This window comes from Rummeliibacillus sp. G93, assembly GCF_023515935.1.
Lineage (GTDB): Bacteria > Bacillota > Bacilli > Bacillales_A > Planococcaceae > Rummeliibacillus > Rummeliibacillus stabekisii.
Genome location: NZ_CP097314.1, coordinates 2,368,449 through 2,385,936 on the forward strand (window position 1 = coordinate 2,368,449; position 17,488 = coordinate 2,385,936).

General features: G+C 32.1%; 16 protein-coding genes. 6 read left to right on the forward strand and 10 right to left on the reverse strand.

The window, feature by feature from the left end; genetic code table 11:
* Nucleotides 1–67: 67 nt before the first annotated feature.
* Nucleotides 68–1,858 carry a M3 family oligoendopeptidase gene (locus M2M59_RS11910; RefSeq protein WP_249774672.1) on the reverse strand — a complete coding sequence of 597 codons (1,791 nt, stop codon included), beginning with the start codon at nucleotides 1,856–1,858 and terminating at the stop codon, nucleotides 68–70.
* Between the two features lie 362 nt (nucleotides 1,859–2,220).
* Between M2M59_RS11910 and M2M59_RS11915 the strand changes: the two genes are divergently transcribed.
* The 3 genes from M2M59_RS11915 (at nucleotide 2,221) to M2M59_RS11925 (ending at nucleotide 5,052) form a co-directional block, all read left to right on the forward strand.
* Entirely contained in the window at nucleotides 2,221–2,718 is a 498-nt protein-coding gene (locus tag M2M59_RS11915; protein ID WP_249774673.1) for a PH domain-containing protein, read from the forward strand.
* Entirely contained in the window at nucleotides 2,718–4,199 is a 1,482-nt protein-coding gene (locus M2M59_RS11920) for a PH domain-containing protein (protein WP_249774674.1), read from the forward strand. Before M2M59_RS11915 ends, M2M59_RS11920 begins: the two co-directional genes overlap by 1 nt.
* A gap of 340 nt (nucleotides 4,200–4,539) precedes the next feature.
* Nucleotides 4,540–5,052, forward strand: a complete 513-nt coding sequence (locus tag M2M59_RS11925; RefSeq protein ID WP_249774675.1) for an SMI1/KNR4 family protein — start codon at nucleotides 4,540–4,542, stop codon at nucleotides 5,050–5,052.
* A gap of 108 nt (nucleotides 5,053–5,160) precedes the next feature.
* On the opposite strand, the gene M2M59_RS11930 is transcribed toward M2M59_RS11925, so the two are convergent.
* Nucleotides 5,161–5,448 carry a hypothetical protein gene (locus M2M59_RS11930; protein ID WP_249774676.1) on the reverse strand — a complete coding sequence of 96 codons (288 nt, stop codon included), beginning with the start codon at nucleotides 5,446–5,448 and terminating at the stop codon, nucleotides 5,161–5,163.
* 157 nt (nucleotides 5,449–5,605) lie between these two features.
* Here M2M59_RS11930 and M2M59_RS11935 point away from each other — a divergent pair, with 157 nt between their 5' ends.
* Both M2M59_RS11935 and dcm read left to right on the forward strand, forming a co-directional pair.
* Nucleotides 5,606–7,078 (forward strand): MutH/Sau3AI family endonuclease, encoded by a 1,473-nt coding sequence (locus M2M59_RS11935; protein WP_249774677.1) that lies wholly within the window; start codon nucleotides 5,606–5,608, stop codon nucleotides 7,076–7,078.
* Between the two features lie 129 nt (nucleotides 7,079–7,207).
* Nucleotides 7,208–8,458 (forward strand): DNA (cytosine-5-)-methyltransferase, encoded by a 1,251-nt coding sequence (dcm, locus tag M2M59_RS11940; protein WP_249774678.1) that lies wholly within the window; start codon nucleotides 7,208–7,210, stop codon nucleotides 8,456–8,458.
* A gap of 78 nt (nucleotides 8,459–8,536) precedes the next feature.
* On the opposite strand, the gene M2M59_RS11945 is transcribed toward dcm, so the two are convergent.
* Nucleotides 8,537–9,184 (reverse strand): hypothetical protein, encoded by a 648-nt coding sequence (locus M2M59_RS11945; protein WP_249774679.1) that lies wholly within the window; start codon nucleotides 9,182–9,184, stop codon nucleotides 8,537–8,539.
* A gap of 624 nt (nucleotides 9,185–9,808) precedes the next feature.
* Nucleotides 9,809–10,528, reverse strand: a complete 720-nt coding sequence (locus M2M59_RS11950; RefSeq protein ID WP_249774680.1) for a hypothetical protein — start codon at nucleotides 10,526–10,528, stop codon at nucleotides 9,809–9,811.
* Between the two features lie 294 nt (nucleotides 10,529–10,822).
* Between M2M59_RS11950 and M2M59_RS11955 the strand changes: the two genes are divergently transcribed.
* Nucleotides 10,823–11,005 carry a tyrosine-type recombinase/integrase gene (locus M2M59_RS11955; protein ID WP_249776012.1) on the forward strand — a complete coding sequence of 61 codons (183 nt, stop codon included), beginning with the start codon at nucleotides 10,823–10,825 and terminating at the stop codon, nucleotides 11,003–11,005.
* Nucleotides 11,006–11,014: 9 nt separating this feature from the next.
* Here the strand turns inward: M2M59_RS11955 and M2M59_RS11960 are convergent, their stop codons facing one another.
* From M2M59_RS11960 to M2M59_RS11980, 6 genes are all read right to left on the reverse strand, one after another.
* Complete coding sequence (locus M2M59_RS11960) at nucleotides 11,015–11,641, reverse strand: serine/threonine protein kinase (RefSeq protein ID WP_249774681.1); 627 nt, start codon at nucleotides 11,639–11,641, stop codon at nucleotides 11,015–11,017.
* A gap of 268 nt (nucleotides 11,642–11,909) precedes the next feature.
* Entirely contained in the window at nucleotides 11,910–13,304 is a 1,395-nt protein-coding gene (locus M2M59_RS11965; protein WP_249774682.1) for a reverse transcriptase domain-containing protein, read from the reverse strand.
* Complete coding sequence (locus tag M2M59_RS11970) at nucleotides 13,301–13,993, reverse strand: SLATT domain-containing protein (RefSeq protein ID WP_249774683.1); 693 nt, start codon at nucleotides 13,991–13,993, stop codon at nucleotides 13,301–13,303. The genes M2M59_RS11965 and M2M59_RS11970 overlap by 4 nt, the downstream gene beginning before the upstream one ends.
* Nucleotides 13,994–14,775: 782 nt before the next feature.
* The gene (locus M2M59_RS16535) at nucleotides 14,776–15,030 is read right to left on the reverse strand and encodes a DUF2726 domain-containing protein (RefSeq protein ID WP_371923816.1); all 255 of its coding nucleotides are present in this window, start codon (nucleotides 15,028–15,030) and stop codon (nucleotides 14,776–14,778) included.
* Between the two features lie 6 nt (nucleotides 15,031–15,036).
* Nucleotides 15,037–15,378 (reverse strand): hypothetical protein, encoded by a 342-nt coding sequence (locus M2M59_RS11975; RefSeq protein WP_249774684.1) that lies wholly within the window; start codon nucleotides 15,376–15,378, stop codon nucleotides 15,037–15,039.
* A gap of 203 nt (nucleotides 15,379–15,581) precedes the next feature.
* On the reverse strand, nucleotides 15,582–16,790 hold the full coding sequence (locus M2M59_RS11980) for a GmrSD restriction endonuclease domain-containing protein (protein WP_249774685.1): 1,209 nt from the start codon (nucleotides 16,788–16,790) through the stop codon (nucleotides 15,582–15,584).
* Nucleotides 16,791–17,488: the final 698 nt, after the last annotated feature.

Sequence of the window (17,488 nt, forward strand, 5' to 3'; positions counted from 1 at the left end):
TACCATATCAAAAAGAAGTAACTAGAATTTTCTAGTTACTCCTTTTATTTCAGAATATTTACTCCAATTACTCCGTCAGTTGCATAAACTCATTGATATCCTCAATACATAAATGAATTGCCTTTTCCCAGAAGTCTGGTTTCGTTAGGTCGACATTCAAATGCTTTTTCGCTAGATCTTCCACCGTCATACGGCCAGTGTCTTGCAAAAGGGCGATATATTCATTTTCAAAATCATTGCCCTGTTCCAAAGCATGTGCATAGATGCCAAGGCTGAACAAATAACCGAATGTATACGGGAAGTTATAAAATGGTGTTCCTGTCTTATGGAAATGTAACTTGGAAGCCCAGAACATTGGATCATATTCATCAAGCGTATCACAATATGCTTCTTTCTGTGCGGTAACCATTAATTCATTGAGCCTTTCTACCGGGACCATGCCATCTTTACGTTCCTCATAAAAGTTTGTTTCAAATAAGAAACGAGCATGAATATTCATAAAGAATGTGATGCCTCGGCGTATTTTATCTTCCAACAATGCTACTTTTTCTTCTTTTGATGTTGCTTGTCGAACTGCTGCATCTGCCAAAATCATTTCGGCAAAAGTCGAGGCAGTTTCTGCCACATTCATAGCGTACCGTTGATTTTGGATTGGCAAATCATTCATCACATGTTGATGGAAACCATGTCCGAGTTCATGGGCCAGTGTCGCGATATTAGATTCTGTTCCTGAATATGTCATAAAGATACGTGTCTGTTTTTTATTTGGAAAGCTTGTACAAAATCCTCCTGGGCGTTTCCCGGCTCGGTCTTCTGCTTCAATCCAGCGATTTTCAAATGCCATTTTTGCAAAATCGGCCATTTGAGGGCTAAACTTCTGGAATTGCTCGATGATCCGATTAGCTCCTTGGGTGTAAGATACTTTTGTTTCACTTTTTCCGAGAGGGGCGCCAATATCATACATACTCAGTTTTTCCACACCAAGTAACTTTGCTTTTCTATTTAAAAATGCTACAAATGGTTCTTTATTCTGCTCAATCGCTGTCCACATGGCATCAAGCGTTTCTTTTTGCATTCGATTATTTTCCAGTGGTTCTCTTAATACATCATTCCATCCACGATGTTTATATACTTGTAATCGGAATCCAGCCAGATGGTTTAAGGATTGCCCAAACAATGGAGCATTTCTCTGCCACTCCTGTTGGATTAAATCAAATGTCTTCTTCCGTACATTGCGGTCAGAATTGGACATCATATTGGATGCTTGTCCCATTGAATACTGTTTACTTTCACCCTTCTCCTCCACAGTGACAAACATACTGCCAACAATCGTATCGTACATCTGATTCCATGCATGATAGCCATCAACAGCCAAATCATTGATTAATACTTCTTGATCTATCGGCAACATTTCTTTTGCCTTACGTCTTGCTTCGCTAAGTGAAAAAGCAATCTCTTTTAATTCTTGAGACTGTATCATTTGTGCCCAAGCCTCTTCTTTAATATCTTTTAGCTTTTGATTTAGTTTAGAGCTTACTGTCCCCATTTTTGCGCTTAAGTCTCCAGACTTTGCTACTAATACTGCTGCATCTGAATCATTTACATCTTGTGCACTGAGGCAGCCAATGTAGGCAAAGACATCCCGCAATTGTTTCTGTAATGGCCCCAACTGATTAATGATTTCTACCAAATCATTTGCCGAAGCTTTTGCAGCATCAAAACGTTCGATACTTTCATCTACCTTCGACATTTCTTTCGTTAATTTTGATATGGTCTCTTTTAAGCTCTGCGATTGACTTCCCCCTGTAAAAATCTGATCCAAATCCCAAGTTTGTATGTATTCTTTTGTTTGCTCCATTTCATTCTCCTCCTTTGAATGTATATTCTAATTATACAGAAATTTCTGGTAAACTACTAAAAGTCAGCTCATTTCGATATGCCAGCGTATGCTTTCAGCCGAATTCGGGATATTTACCACCGCTCAGCTCATATTTACAACCGTTCTCACAAGTTTTACAACTCTTCCCCCTCTATTTACAATCGCAAAATGAAGTTGTGCCCCCGAATCTGAACATTTTAAGTCCTACGCTAACTTCACAATTTGCAGCAAGACTTGTTAGGGAAACGGAATCCCGGGAACCCTTCCATTCTCCAACACACCTTGAAAACAAATGCGAAATTTGTTGTAATAAGGAGAAATGACCGCTTGGAGGGGTTACAATGGAAAATGAAATTAAAGCACCAGAAATGCGGTTAATAAAAGAAGCCGTGCCCGCTCTGCGCTGGGGATCGGCGGTTTCACATGCGATTTCGCTTGGTGTAGTTGCCTTTTTGTATGGTATAGCAACCTATTTCTCTTGGTGGAATTGGGTGAGTTGGCTACTGTTTGTATTAGCAGAATTGATTCTGTTGTCTGCGGTTTGGTCTGTGGGGCTGCGTCCTGTTTTCTTAGTGCGCCATTTCTGCTATGGCATCGACGAGGACTTTTTGCAGCTAAAAGCAGGAGCATTTTACGAGAGCCATGAATTGGTGCCAATGGCAAAGATTCAAGCTGTTTCAATGAATCAAGGACCCATTTTACGTAAATTTGGCCTGTATTCACTGGCTATTGAGACGATGGGATCGAGCCATGAAATTCCGGCTCTGCCAAAGGATACAGCAGTTGAAGTTCGAAACCAGATTGCGCGGATGGCAAAAATCAGGGAAGTGGATGACTAATGGATATGAAACACTACCACCCACTGACAGTTCTTTTTGATATCATTGGTTTTTTTAAGAACTTTGGGATTCTTGCTGTGATTCTCTTTTTAAATAAAGGCTCAGATTCTACCTTTTTCCGGATTATGGGCTGGGTTTTGCTTGTCTCTTTTGTCTACACAGTAGTCACAAGTATATGGAAACTGTTTACGAATCGATACGGCACAGATGAACGGGCGTTTCATCTGAAATCGGGCATATTTGAAAAGACAGAACGCACGATCAATTATGAAAAAATCCAGAACGTACAACGATATACATCCTTTTTGCATAAACTATTGCGTATGACTTCCATCACTTTTGAAACAGGTACATCAGGTGTAAATGCGAATGTTCCCTTTCCCGTGCTGACCCGGTCAGAAGCAGATCGATTAGAAAGTTTGGTGAAAAGGACTAGCCATCCGGATTCCCAAATTATGAATGATGAACCACAGCCCGATGGTGGCCGTTGGAACGAAACGGAGCGAGTAATTCATTTTACGCCGACACACCAAGATCTTGTGAAAGCATCATTTACCTCACTCAGTTTCCTATTCTTCCTCGCCATTGCTTCTTCATTATTAGCAAAAATCGGTGCACTTTTTCATCTTGAAGACACGGCAGAAGGTTGGTTCGAGTCAATTCTATCATCTGGATGGATGATTGCAGGATTCCTAGCAATCGTAATTATGCTATCTATCAGTGTGGGTATTCTTATCACGTTCGTGAAGTATGGAAAGTATGAAATTGCATCTGATGACAAACGGATTTATATTTCAAAAGGGGTATTGGATGAAAGAGCTTTTTCGATTGCGAAAGACCGTGTGCAAGCTGTGGAAATTACACAATCGTTTATGAAACGGTTGCTCGGACTAGCAGAAGTGAAGTTGATTAGCATAGGAGACCTCGGGGATGATGACAACGAAGTCAGTACACTCTATCCGTTTTTGCCCATGCAGCGAACCTATTCGATCATTTCCGAATTGCTGCCAGACTATGAAGTGTGCCAACACATGAAGAAGCTGCCGTGCAAATCATTGGCCGCCCGACTCATAAAACCGTATTGGTTCTGGCTGATTGCGACTATCCTTCTTGTGTATTTCAAACCTGCATTGTTGGACTTTACATATGGTTGGGCAATCGCATCTGCCGTTTTGCTAGCCTTCATAGTAGCCAGGCGGTTGATTGTTTATCACAACACACGTTATGCGCTTACGGGCAGTCAAATTCAACTAAGCCAAGGAATGTTCGAAAAAACAACGTTCATCACCCGGCGTGACAAAATTGCTGAAGTGTCAGTGAAACGATCAAAATTGCAGCAATGGATGGGTCTTGCCACAATCGGCTTTATCAACCGAGCAAAACCCGTGCGATACGAATCCTTATCAGACATACCAATCCAAGATGCAAAACGATTTTACCAATGGTATGCGAAAAGAGTTACAGAAGTTCTCTTAAAATAAACGTTTAATCACATGAGATATCGCGAGGACAGCTGGGATTATAGCTATTGAAAAGCTACGATTGTTTTCCAACTATGCAAAGAAGGATTGCCACTCGAGTGGCAATCCTTCTTTGTTATCTCGCTTTTCCATAAGGAATCGCTGCTACCTGAGAGGTAAAGTAACCCTTCCTTTGATACTTAATATTGAGTGTGCCGCCATAAAGGTGAATGTTATAACATTCACCTTTGTTTTGATGCCTGACACTGAAGAATTAGACATACATCAGCTGCTTTGCAATGGGTTAAAACCCTTATAGTGCGTTATAATCAGTAGAAATATTAAATGGCGGGTGATTCGTATGTTGAATAAAGATTTTTATAGAGGCGAGAATTTTTGGAATAAGGAACCGAAAAATAATCGTATTGAATATCCTATTAACGATGAAATAATAAGTAGAGCTGAAAATATATTGGACGTTCACTTCCCATCATCCTTTATTCAACTGATGAAAGAGCAGAATGGCGGTGAACTAAACTTTCCTTATTACACGGAATACAAAGACGCTCTTCCTAGCATAGAGCCAATTCATTTTGAAAAAGATGATTTAAGTATATTATCTTCCAAAGAGCTTCTTAAAGAAGCAGTTCTTCCACAAGGATTAATTGTTCTTTGGACAGACTTTCATGAATGGCTCGTTTTAGACTATCGAAAGGAAAAGGAACATCCAACTGTTGTCTATATAGTTGAAAACTATCTTTCGGATGAAGAAGAATGGGAATTTCATAAAATTGCTGACACTTTTGATGACTTTATAAATCAATTGTTTCGAATAAATCCTAAAAGAGCAAAGAAAAGAAAAGGTTTGCTTTAGGTATCATATCCTTTAAGTGGAAGATTATTTAAATATTATCCAAGTTAAAAAGTTTATGAAGTTTTTAATAAGCTTTATTTAAAATCGATAAGATACTTAAAATATCATCTATCGGTTTTTTCTAGTTCTTTTTCGATATAGACTTTTTATAAGCTTATGTAATATATCCTCTGGCGCTGCACTACTAGTTATATATGTTGTTACTTCTTCAGGTGTAATTTTATTTCCACATTTACTCATTGCTTCAGCTGTTTTTTGAATACTACCAAGGAGGGCATACGTATGTACTACCTGTTGTGTGAGTGTAATAGGTTCATAGGATTCAAGTAAATCTATATACTGTTGGATTACTAGCAAATCCTTTTTTGCTTGTTCAAGAGTACGAAAACTCCTCATGTAAATTCTCCTTTCAACTAATTTTATGATTTATTATAAAAACCAGCTCTGTTAGTTTGTTTAAATTGGAAATTATTCATGATATTTTTCACGCATACTAATAATTAATATATTATAATGAATAATGCTTTAATTCCATCAAGAGGAGGCCTTCACGATGGCTTTACACAAATTCGAACGAAAAGAATTAGAAAGAATATTTAGTAGTGTCGTCAATAAAACACTTGGTCAAGCTGATATAAACAATGTTTTTGATCGAGCAAAAAAACATCCTAAAATAACTGGTATAGCTGGTGATGTAGTAGAACGTTCTATTTTAGGATATCCACCTGATTCAGATAAAAATCCAGATTTAATTGTTGATGGTATCGATACAGAACTTAAAACTACTGGTATTCGTAAACCAAAAAAGAAAAGTGATTTCATTTATGAAGCTAAGGAACCTATGTCCATTACGGCCGTATCTCCAGAAAGTATCACAGATGAAATTTTTGAAACATCAAGCTTCTGGCACAAGTTAGAGCACATGCTATTAGTTTATTATCATTATGATTCGTCAGAAACTGTCCCCGCAATTGAATACGCAAATTTCAAAATTAAAGGTTTTCATTTTCATGAATTTTCAGTTGAAGATACGCAAATTCTTAAAAATGATTGGCTCATTGTTCGTGATTTTATTCAATATTTAAAAGATACTTATGAAAATCCCAAAGAAGAATATCCACGTCTTTCTTCAGAGTTACGTAAACAATTAATGTTAATAGATACTGCACCAAAATGGCCAAATCATCCTCGTTTTCGTTTAAAACGTACGACAGTCTCTACTATAGTACAAGAGTATTTTGGAAATGGCTTAGAAAAACTTGGCGAAACATACTCTTCTTTCAAAGAGTTAGATGAAGAATTACATCGTCTAACGCTAAAATATCAAAATAGAACTGTTCGTGAATTGATTGATGAATTAAATATTAATATAAAATTAAATACTAACGAAGATGTATCCAAGAATATTACCGAGCAAATAATTGTAAAAATGTTCGGTGGCAAAGCTAAAAAGTTAAGCAAAATTGAATTATTTAGTAAGATTGGTATCATTCCTAAATCTGTCGTGCTTACCCCTTCGGGCGCTCGTACCGAAGATATGAAGTTATTCCAAATTGATTTTAAAGAGTGGACAAATTCACAAACAACCTTTGAAGAATCATTTGTATATAGCTATTTTAACGGACAACAGTTTCTTTGTATAATTTTCGAAGAACCCTCGGTAAAAGCTAAGCTATTAGACAATAAATTTATTGGTTTTAAACGATTAGCAATTAACGAAAATATATTAGAAAATGAAATCAAATCCGTCTGGGAACAAATACGTTATTTAGTTAATAATGATTTATTGGAAGAAAAAGTCGAAACTACTACAAGTGGAGTACCTATTACTAATCCCAAAACCAAGACTATAAAAACAAAAATTAACTTTCCTAAATCCAAAGATTATCCATTTTTTGTACGTGGTTCTGGAAAAGACGCTTCTAAAAAGCCCTTAGAATTAAATGGCATAAAAATGTACAAACAATATTTATGGATGAAAGGAAGTATAGCCGTATCAATGCTTGAAGATGTTGATTTTCTTTAAGTTCGTTTTATGTCCCTGTTTATGATAAAATAATATTCATTTGATACTAATAAAATGTTTTAAAATAAAATTGTTGATCTTTTTATCCCAATTTTATATAATAAAGACAATGAGAGAGGGATATAAAATATGAAGAAAAACTTAACTGTTGTCGAATTATTTGCTGGAGTCGGTGGGTTTCGTGTAGGTCTTGAAAAAGCAGATAAGAATCTTTTCAATACTGTTTGGGCCAATCAATGGGAGCCTTCAAAAAAGGCACAAGATGCGTTTGATTGTTACAATTTACACTTTCCATCAAGCGTCAATTCTAATGAAGATATAGGAAGAGTTTCAAATAAAACTTTTGAAGATTTGAACATTGATTTACTTGTTGGTGGTTTTCCTTGCCAAGATTATTCGGTAGCACGTTCTTTATCGAAAGAACAAGGCATTGAAGGTAAAAAGGGTGTTCTTTTCTGGGAAATTAAACGGATTATAGAAGTATCTCATCCAAAATATGTCTTACTTGAAAATGTTGATCGACTTTTGAAATCACCTTCTAAACAACGTGGTCGTGATTTTTCTATTATGCTTGCGACATTCCGGGACCTAGGTTATATCGTTGAATGGCGTGTTATCAATGCAGCCGATTATGGTACTGCTCAGCGCAGACGTCGTATATTCATTTTCGCATATGATAAGTCACTTGCATATGCTAAACGTCAATTAAACAAACAAACATCAGATATCTTATTAAAGGATGGATTTTTTGCATCTACTTTTCCTGTAAAACAAGATATATATAAAAATCGTGAGGTAAAAACAGTATTACCAAAAGATATTATTGAAATATCAGATGAATTTTCATTTGGTTATCATCCATCTGGAATCATGATTGAGGGCAAAATTCATTCAGTGCATACAGAAGCACTTAATCCACACCCTATTCCATTAAAAGAGATTTTACAGAATGAATCTGAGATTGATGAGAAATTTTATTTATCAGAAACTACTATTGAAAAATTTGTTTATTTGCGTGGTCCTAAAAAAATTGAACGTACTTCCAAAGATGGGCATAAATATATTTTCTCTGAAGGTGGGATGTCTCCGGTTGATTCTCTTGACCTTCCCGGAAGAACAATGCTGACTAGTGAAGGTACAACAAATCGTAGCTCTCATATTATTGAAATTAATGGACGTAAACGTTTCCTAACTCCGATTGAATGTGAACGATTAAATGGCTTTCCCGATAATTGGACAGCAACAATGGGTAATCGTATGCGCTATTTCTGTATGGGGAATGCACTTGTCACACATCTAATCGAAAAAATGGGTAAAACAATTAAAGAAATTGATAATCAAGAAACACACAATATTGCACAAATTTCATTGAATATATAAAAACGACTTGAATTATTCAAGTCGCTTTTTTATTTATTAGTTATTATTTATTATCTTTAGAGAGATGAGTAAATTTGCTTAAACCTTTTTGAGTTCAGTTCTTTTTACTAGATAATGTCCCTCACAGATTTTGGCTAATTCTTCTTTCCTCATCACAATATTTATTGGTTTTTCTACTCTATCTTTAGTGTAATAAAACTTTGATTTTGTATTTTCATTTAATGTCTCCAAAGAGCCAAATTTATTCTTTTCGATGATTTCTTGCACTTTAAATCTAGCGGTTTCTTTACTTACTCCATAGGTATCTTTTAAGTATTTCAATAACTTTTGTCTATCTACTAACATAGCCATAATGTAATGGAAATCCTTTTCCTTAACTTCACTATGTTTAATTTCTTCATTTCGTTTATTCCAACAGAATAAATAATGAGTTGTTTTTTTTGATTCATCAAAAAGCCAACCTACTTTAAGTTTTTTTTCTTTGTTAAAATAACTAAGTTCTAAAACAAATGTTTTTCCAATGTTAGGGATACTTAAATATCCTTTTTCATCAATTAAGATACTATTTCCTGAGATAACTGCACTTAAATCAACGCCTAAATATTGTTCATTTTTTTCAGTAATTCTACAAACGTTTGAAATAACTCCTAACCTAGGATAAAAGTATTTGTCTAAGTATTTGCCTAACTCTTGTTCTGCTAATAAATCATTTTTGAAATTACTCATATAAAATATCTTCCTTTCTTACTAATATAATTATATACTAATTTACTATTAATTTTAAAATAATATCCAGATAATTAGTTAAACTATACTTCAAATCGATGAGTAAGGAATTTCATTCAAAAAGTAAAATAAAAAACTTATCCATTATACTTAATAAGGTAGAATTTACCTTAGTTCTTATAGAAAGCCTATTAATAGAATCACGCTTATTTATTCAAGTAACGAAAACTAACTAGATAAAATAAAAGTAGCTATCCCAATTTAAGATAGCTACTTTTAAAATAATAAACTTCAAAGTATATTAAACGCACAAAAATAATAACAGTTGTTCATAGTCGCTGACTTCTAATTGCAAGACTTTTCGATACAATGTGGAAGTGCTTATATTCTTTTTGATTATATTGTAGTATATTGGATAATAATGTAATATCTAAACCGCACTTGAGGACCTTATTGCTAGTAAAAATATGCGTTGTAAGAGCAATTTTAGGAGGTGATTATTCACCTTCTTTTTTTAATTCCCGCCACACTTGAAATAAAAAATACTCCCATTTTGTAGATATCAAGGTAACCAATCTTTACACTCAATCTCCCAAAACTCTAAATATGAGTAAAACTTCGTCTCTAATTCATGAAACTTGTAATCAGTTTTATTAACATGGGTATCTGACCAGGAATTTTCTCTTTGATAATTTCTATACTAGATTCTTTTGCTACATCATGTAAATAGGATTTAATATTACTTAAAATCCCTTTATTATTTTCAGCATTACCCTCATCTATTTTTGATAACATTGAATTGTACTCTGTCTGTTTATTAGCATCTAAAAACTCTATCTCTTTCATTTTATCTAGTAATTCTGAAAAATCTACAGTTTGACTTTGCTGCTGCTCTTGTACTTGCTCTTGTACTTGCTCTTGTACTTGATCTTGCACTTGACTCTGTATATTACTTACATTTATAGAAGGTACTACTGTTTCAATGAAAGATATCATTTGTATGTAGTCGATCATATAGTGATATACAGGACTGTCCAATACTCCAGCCTCTTCAAAGTAATCTAATTTTGACCTATCTTCAAACTTATCTAAACCAACTTTATATTTATCTAGTAATTTTGGTAAATCATAATATTCTAATGCAAATTGAATTTTATTATCTACTTTACCAATAATCGCTATTAGTTCGTCATCAAAATCCCACAATTCTCTATCTGTATAGTTATCTATTTGACCATACAGATATATCTCTTCTAATTTTTGTATGATACTATACATTTCAGTTACTTCTTTTCTAATATTCTCTAAAAATCTTTCGATGTTTAATACTGAACTTCCAATCATTTCATATCCCCTAAATTTATTTTTTAAATAACCATTTAACTTATTAAATCTATCATACTAAATATTTTGTAATTAAATCAGTTCAATAGGTCTATTTTCGAAATAATTTCTTTGGAATTCTCATTTTAACGAAGAATGGCGTAAAACATAAAAAGAAGACTATTTCAAATTAGGATTTAATACAAAATCGCCTAATCAATTAGTCTTCAGCAACGAACATAATGAATTTTTACATCTAAAAAAACACATAAATGGATTATTCAAGTTCAAAAGAAATACAATCTCAAACAAATTATTACACATGGATTGCGTCATACACATTGTTCTCTACTTTTTGAAGCGGGAGCAAAAATTAAAGAAGTACAGGATTGTTTAGGACATAACGATATTCAAACGACGATGAATATCTATACTCATGTTTCTGCTAAAGCAAAAGAAAATGCGATTCAGAAGTTTGAAAAAAATCTAAATAACTAAACAGACAAATTAATTATTTGAAGCATTTCTTTCAATATAATTAGCAAATTCTTCAACACTAAACTTATCATGTCTGCCATCATAAGTAGAAGAATTGGCATTATACGTAGAAGCTTTTGAGAAAATGGCAAATTTCCCTGAAATAAATCTTATTACTAATCTTGAACTGCTAGGTAAGTCTCTACCATTATACTCTCCAGAATCCCAATGATGACGAGGTATATAATGAAGATTTGTTACCTCAACAACTTCTTCAAACTTAAATGGCACATTATCGTATATACCAGTGGGTTCTAATTGATCTGTGTCTAACATAAAATATCCCCATTGATATTCTGCATCTTTAAACCAATGGAAAGTTAGCTTTTTAGGCTTAACTCTATGAATGATTCCGCCTAAAATCATGTCTATACAGTTTGGCTCATTAGACAAAGTACAGCTAAGTAAATCTTCGCCTCCACCTTCAGGCATAAATGTATGATTAAGTGCTCGATGCTCACCAATAAAGTTCAAAACATTTTTGATGTCATTGAGAGTTGACCATTCTTTATAAAAAGGTACATCATTTTCAAAAAGCTCTTTTAACATTGCTTCCCATAAAGGAAATTGTTCTTCTCTAAATTCGACTAAAGACATATAAAAAACCTCCTTGAAAACATTATAAACTAATTTACATTTATTGTATATTAAAAATATACTTTTAGCTACGTCTTTAGCTACGGTTTGTTGAAACTATTTGTAATCCAATGAAATGAATGAAATTAAAAAAATGCCAAAACCCTTATATATCAAGGATTTTGACACTCATTGAAATTTTACAATTAAGAATAATGTTGCTAGAAATGCGCTGAAAGAGCTAAAAGACTGCCTTAGTTGGTATATCAAGGTTTTAATAAACTTACCTCTAATTATAACCTAAATGTTGTATATCTTTATGTAAATATTTTATCGGTTTAAATACTTTCTTTTTAAAGATTCTTTCAATAGATTCTTCAGTATTTAATTTAGACTTTGAAACTTTGAATACATTAATCAACATTTGTTTTTTTTTAAATATACTAAGGTCATCTGGCTTGAATATATATTGAGACTTGGAACGATTTTGTATAATTTCATAGTATGCTTTATAAAACTTTTTATGTTGTGCATCTGCAGCCTCAAACTTGCTTCTTAGATTATACTGGTCAATAAATTTTTCTACTAAATAATCTAAGTGATGCAAGTATTTTACATCATCTAATTGAGAATAAAAGAATAACCATCCAAACTTCTTTTCAATCTTCTCATTTTTTTCATCTACTTTTTTACTAATAGAACCTGTAATTTTTAAATTTAAATAAAACATAAATTCTTGAGGAGAAATATTTGATTTACTATACTTAGCAAATAAATCGACTAATGACTGTTCAAATTTTAATTTTGCAGATTTTTTTATTGTAAGAATCATTTTATTTTTCTTTTCATTAAATTCAGCAGCATACCCCAAGAATTCAAATCCCTCTTTTATATCCCCATGAATAGTTTTATCAGTATTAATAGGCAATTCATAAGATAATTTTAAATCATTCAATATATCTTGCTTAATTTTAGTCAACTCACTCTTATCACATAAAATCAAAATATCATCTACATATCTAAAATAACGTAAATTCAATTTTTTTCCATATCTATCATCCAATTTTTTCATATAGATTTCTGCTAATGTATTTGCAATTGGTAAACCTTGAGGGACACCTTTATCAGATTTTTTATATGAGTTATTCCGAGTATGACTATCTGGTACTGTTGGATTTTGTATTGCATTCATTAATAAATTTCTGATTTCTGTTTTCTTGATTTTAGTTTTTAATCTTTTTTTTAAAATATTATGATTTAAACTACCGTAGAAATTAGAAATATCGATTTTGATAAAACTTGAAAAACTGTTTAGTTGATTTTTTATATTCTGAATGACTGTTTGTACTAAGGGCGGATTGATTTCAAATAGTTCCCGAAGCAATATTTGTAATTTTTTCAATACAATTTTATCCCTTATAGTGGGTATAGATATCATTCTAGGATAACTATTTCTATTCTTTATTATTAATTTTTCCTTATAATATGTGAAACGATATGACCCATCTATAACTTTCCTTTGAATAGTGTCAATATGTTCATCTAAATTTCTTTCAAATATTTTCTTAGTCATCTTATCAATACCAACAGCAGTGCTATTAGTAATATATGTATTATATAATTCTAAAATATTTTCCTTTTTAAATTCGTCGTATAGAATTTGGTTTGCCTGTTTAAACATCATTTATTACCCCATCCTAATAAGTAAAAAGCAACCCCAATTATTGGAAATGCATATAATAAACTGATTGATAAATATTTGACTGTACAATGAAAGATATACTTAAATTGCATCCATCCCATATATTTTTTATCTTTTTGATTTTTTAAATGTGATATAAAATCTATATCGGCATGATTATCATCCATATCCATTATTTTGTCATATCTTGACAATAACGAACCGTATTCATTTAATAAATCTTCATCAGATATTTTTTCATTTAGAAGTAACACTTCGAGTTCAGACTCTAAAGCTGTTAGTTCAATATAGCAACTTTTATATGATAATGCTTTTTCTTTATATCCATACAATGTGATATATAATGACACACCAAATAACGCAACTGAAATCAGTACACTTACAAAAGTTAAAATATTTCCTAATTCCCATTTCAAAGATATTATTGATAACACTAAAACTAAAAAAGTATAATAATTTATCAACACAATGGAAACATTATTATTAAAATTCATTCTTTTTTCTGCTTCCATTCGTGCTTTTTTAGTTACCCATACCCTATTATCTTTAAATTTTGTCATTGCTTTTAATATGGCATCCCTACCGTTTAATTTTGAGATATCCCATTGTGCACTTTCGTCCTTACCTTCTCTTCCACAGAAAATACATTTAAATAATTTAATAATACACACTGTCGTATCTCCTTCATAAAACGATGGATTGGAGGACTCTATATTTTAGTTGAGTTGATTCATCTCTATTACGATGACTTTTAAGGTCCATTTCTTTGACCGTTAATTAGCATACTCCATAAAATAATATGGAATCTTATCTAACCTATGTAATATAAATAAAATTAGACAAAGAGACCCCCAATAAATATAATCTCATCTATAAACTCAAAATTCAATACTAATATAGAAAATAGTTCCTTTTAGGAGGTTCTTTTATATTGTTCTAGACCTCCTAGAAAAATTTATAAATCAATAATTTTATAGTATACTCTTTAAGTAGTATTCGGATATTTTATGAGAAAATGGGAATTTTGTGTTAATCATGAATTAGATTTAATTATTTTTATTAGTTTTTCTAAATCCAACACGTCAGTTTTTCTTCTATATACCATACGATGACAATTGGCACATAAAGGAATTAAATCGTTTTTCAAATTAATTTCAAAAAGGGTACTTCTTGGTGTGTGGATGAACCAACCATGATGCTCCCCCGCTCAATAGCCTACTAAAAATGTGGAATTACGCCCCCCATACTACCAGGATATAAAGAAAGAGACCCCTTAAGAAGTCCCTTAACTAACTTGTTGCAGCTCTTTAATTAACTTGTCTAGCTTTATTGGTCAACTACCACTTCCCAATAAGTGTATATGGAAAAGTTAGGGCTAGCCTAACTGCTCCTGAAAGCTTTTATCATAATAGCAGACTTTTGGATAAAATTGTAATGCCTCACTTGTACTTAATTATTCACCATTGAACAATTTTTGCTCTAGGATAGTTTCGATATTGTTAAATTGTGTATATTCAATTCTAATTAATGTTATATTATTCTCTAGGCAATAAGCATTTTTTAGCTTATCTCTTATCTGATTCTCTTTCCACTTCTTTTCTCCACCCATATACTCAGTTGCTCTGAAATGTTGTTCTCCATCGTACTCTATTAACACTACAGGTTTTCTATCTTTTATTATAGCAAAATCAAATCTAAGCCTTTGTATATAAACTTAATCTTTAAAAGTATATTGTCCTTTGAAATTCAATTTATTTTTATCTAGAAATTTTTTAATTCTAGCTTCACCTTTACTATCATTCCTTGTACATTCTTGACACTCTTGACCATTTTTATAATGAATAGGTATTATCCAATTCGGGTCATGCCCACACCCAAAATCTATTAAAATCTTGGTTTTATTGTCTATATACTTACTTAACAACTCATGTTCATTTTGTTCAACAATTTCCAATATACTCTTAAGAGCTTTTTCTTTTTGATTCTTGTACCATTCGCTATTTTCATATTTGCATCTCCTACAACTATGTTCATTTATATACTCTTTTGGTGTCATCAGAGTTAAGTTATGACACCAATCTAAGAATTTAAATACCATGATTCAATCAATTGATGGTACCTAATCTAAATAAAGGCTAAGTAATTTATACAACCTTTTTAATACTCTATTTTCAAGCTACTCCCGCTTATAAATACACTTCGTAATCTTCATTGTATATAAAATAGAACATGAATTGATTTCATGTTCTATCGCAATATTTATAGCTTCTTATAGTCATCAATCAAGCAATCAAATTTTTCCCGTCTTTCCGTATTTGAATTATTTACAAAATTAATGCTCTGACACCATTTAAGAATATATTCTTTTTGCTTTCCATCAACTTCGCTATTAATCTCATATTCTACAAATAAACCAATTAGATAAGTAATAATGTCTATACGTTCAATCTTTGGAATTAACGTTGCATTTTCACGGATAAATACTAAAACGTTGTCCATAGCTTTTAGCGTTTCATCAATAATCTTTTTAATCTCAGCAACTTCTAATTTACCAATAGGTTTAGGTTTCGCATCAGAAGGTATAGGACTTGAGTTGCTTGTCTTAGGTAAACCTGTAAATTTATAATACGAAGTATTTAATGTTGCTAACGGGATAGATACTTCAGCTGACTTTCTTGGGAAAAGATATCCCAATCCAAAATCCTCTAATTTGTCTACGAATGGAAACACATAATTGGTATAAAAATCTAAACCCTTTATGAGCATTTCAGATAAATAAACCATATTTTCCGTTACACGACTTCCCTCTAAATTTAGTACCTCAAACCATTTCTGTTGGTCTTCTTTGCTTAAATCCGTAGCTACATTAATGACATACGTATATGTGAAATGTTTTCTTCGAACATCTTCTAAAACATCTTTCACTTCCTCTTGTTTTAAAAACTTACTGTTTCTAATATACTCTTTAAATACCGCTGTATCCTTATTGTACAAGATTCCAGCAGGAATTTGATGAACTGCTAATTTATCTCCTTCATTTAGCACTATGAACTTACCTTTTCTGATATCAAGCACTACATTACTAATATCATCATGATTAACAAAAGCTTTATAGTTGGCTGACAACCTTTGCTGTCCATCAGCAACTGACATTTTATTTTTCATTTCCTCGCCACTTAAAAGTTCACGTGTAATAAAATTCATTTGTTCTACTACCATTTCAGGCTTTGTAATAAGATTTACTGAAATTGGTGAAATTGGTGCCGCTCCATGTAACTGATAATTAAATAATGCTGCAACTTTTTCACTTATCCATCTAATATAAGTTTGGAAAACAGGAATGACAAGTTTCTTTTCTTCAATATCCTCACATAGCTGTCTAATATTGATTTCTCTTTTTTCTTTACTTGCATCAAATAATGCACTAGTTGATAGGGTTGATAAAGATTTCTTTATTGTTGAATTCATATGAATTACTCCTTAAATTAATAGTTTCTCACAATATATCATCTAGCTGCTATAATTGTCAAACAATTTTAGCAGCTAGTTTAAAATATATATTTTTAGCCATTTTAATTATCAAATCAATCTAGCTTTACTTTCTTTTTTAAAAATTACCTTAGAATTAAATTCCTGTAAATAGCATAAATTATTATCGAAGCTAGATTATTATACTATTTGCAGCTTTGTGGAAAATCTCGCGGTTTACCTAAATAACCCAGAGATTTTAAAATCAATAAATTATAAATTTGAAATCTATTTTACTTAGCAAAATAACTCGTTAAGTATACATAAATGCAATAGGTTACCTAACACTTATCGGATATCGCATCGAACTATATCAGTTTATTACAATGTAATTTTCAATTCAGTGGGCTAAAACAGTACAAATATTTATGTCGTGTCGGAAATTTACCGAATGTGTGCGTGGATGAGAGTGGCTTAACAATTTAAAAAAGACATCCTAATTAATTAAATGTCCTTTCTTACAACTATTATTTCACTTTTTTCTTGCTGCACTTCTTTTAGTAATTCAATTGATCTAAATTTGCTTCCCCATTCTAATTCATAAAATCACAGTTTTATTAGTTTGTGAACATATTAGATTACCGACCCCAGTACAACAATCTGTTCCATAAGTAAAGGGATAACTCAAATCTAAGTTA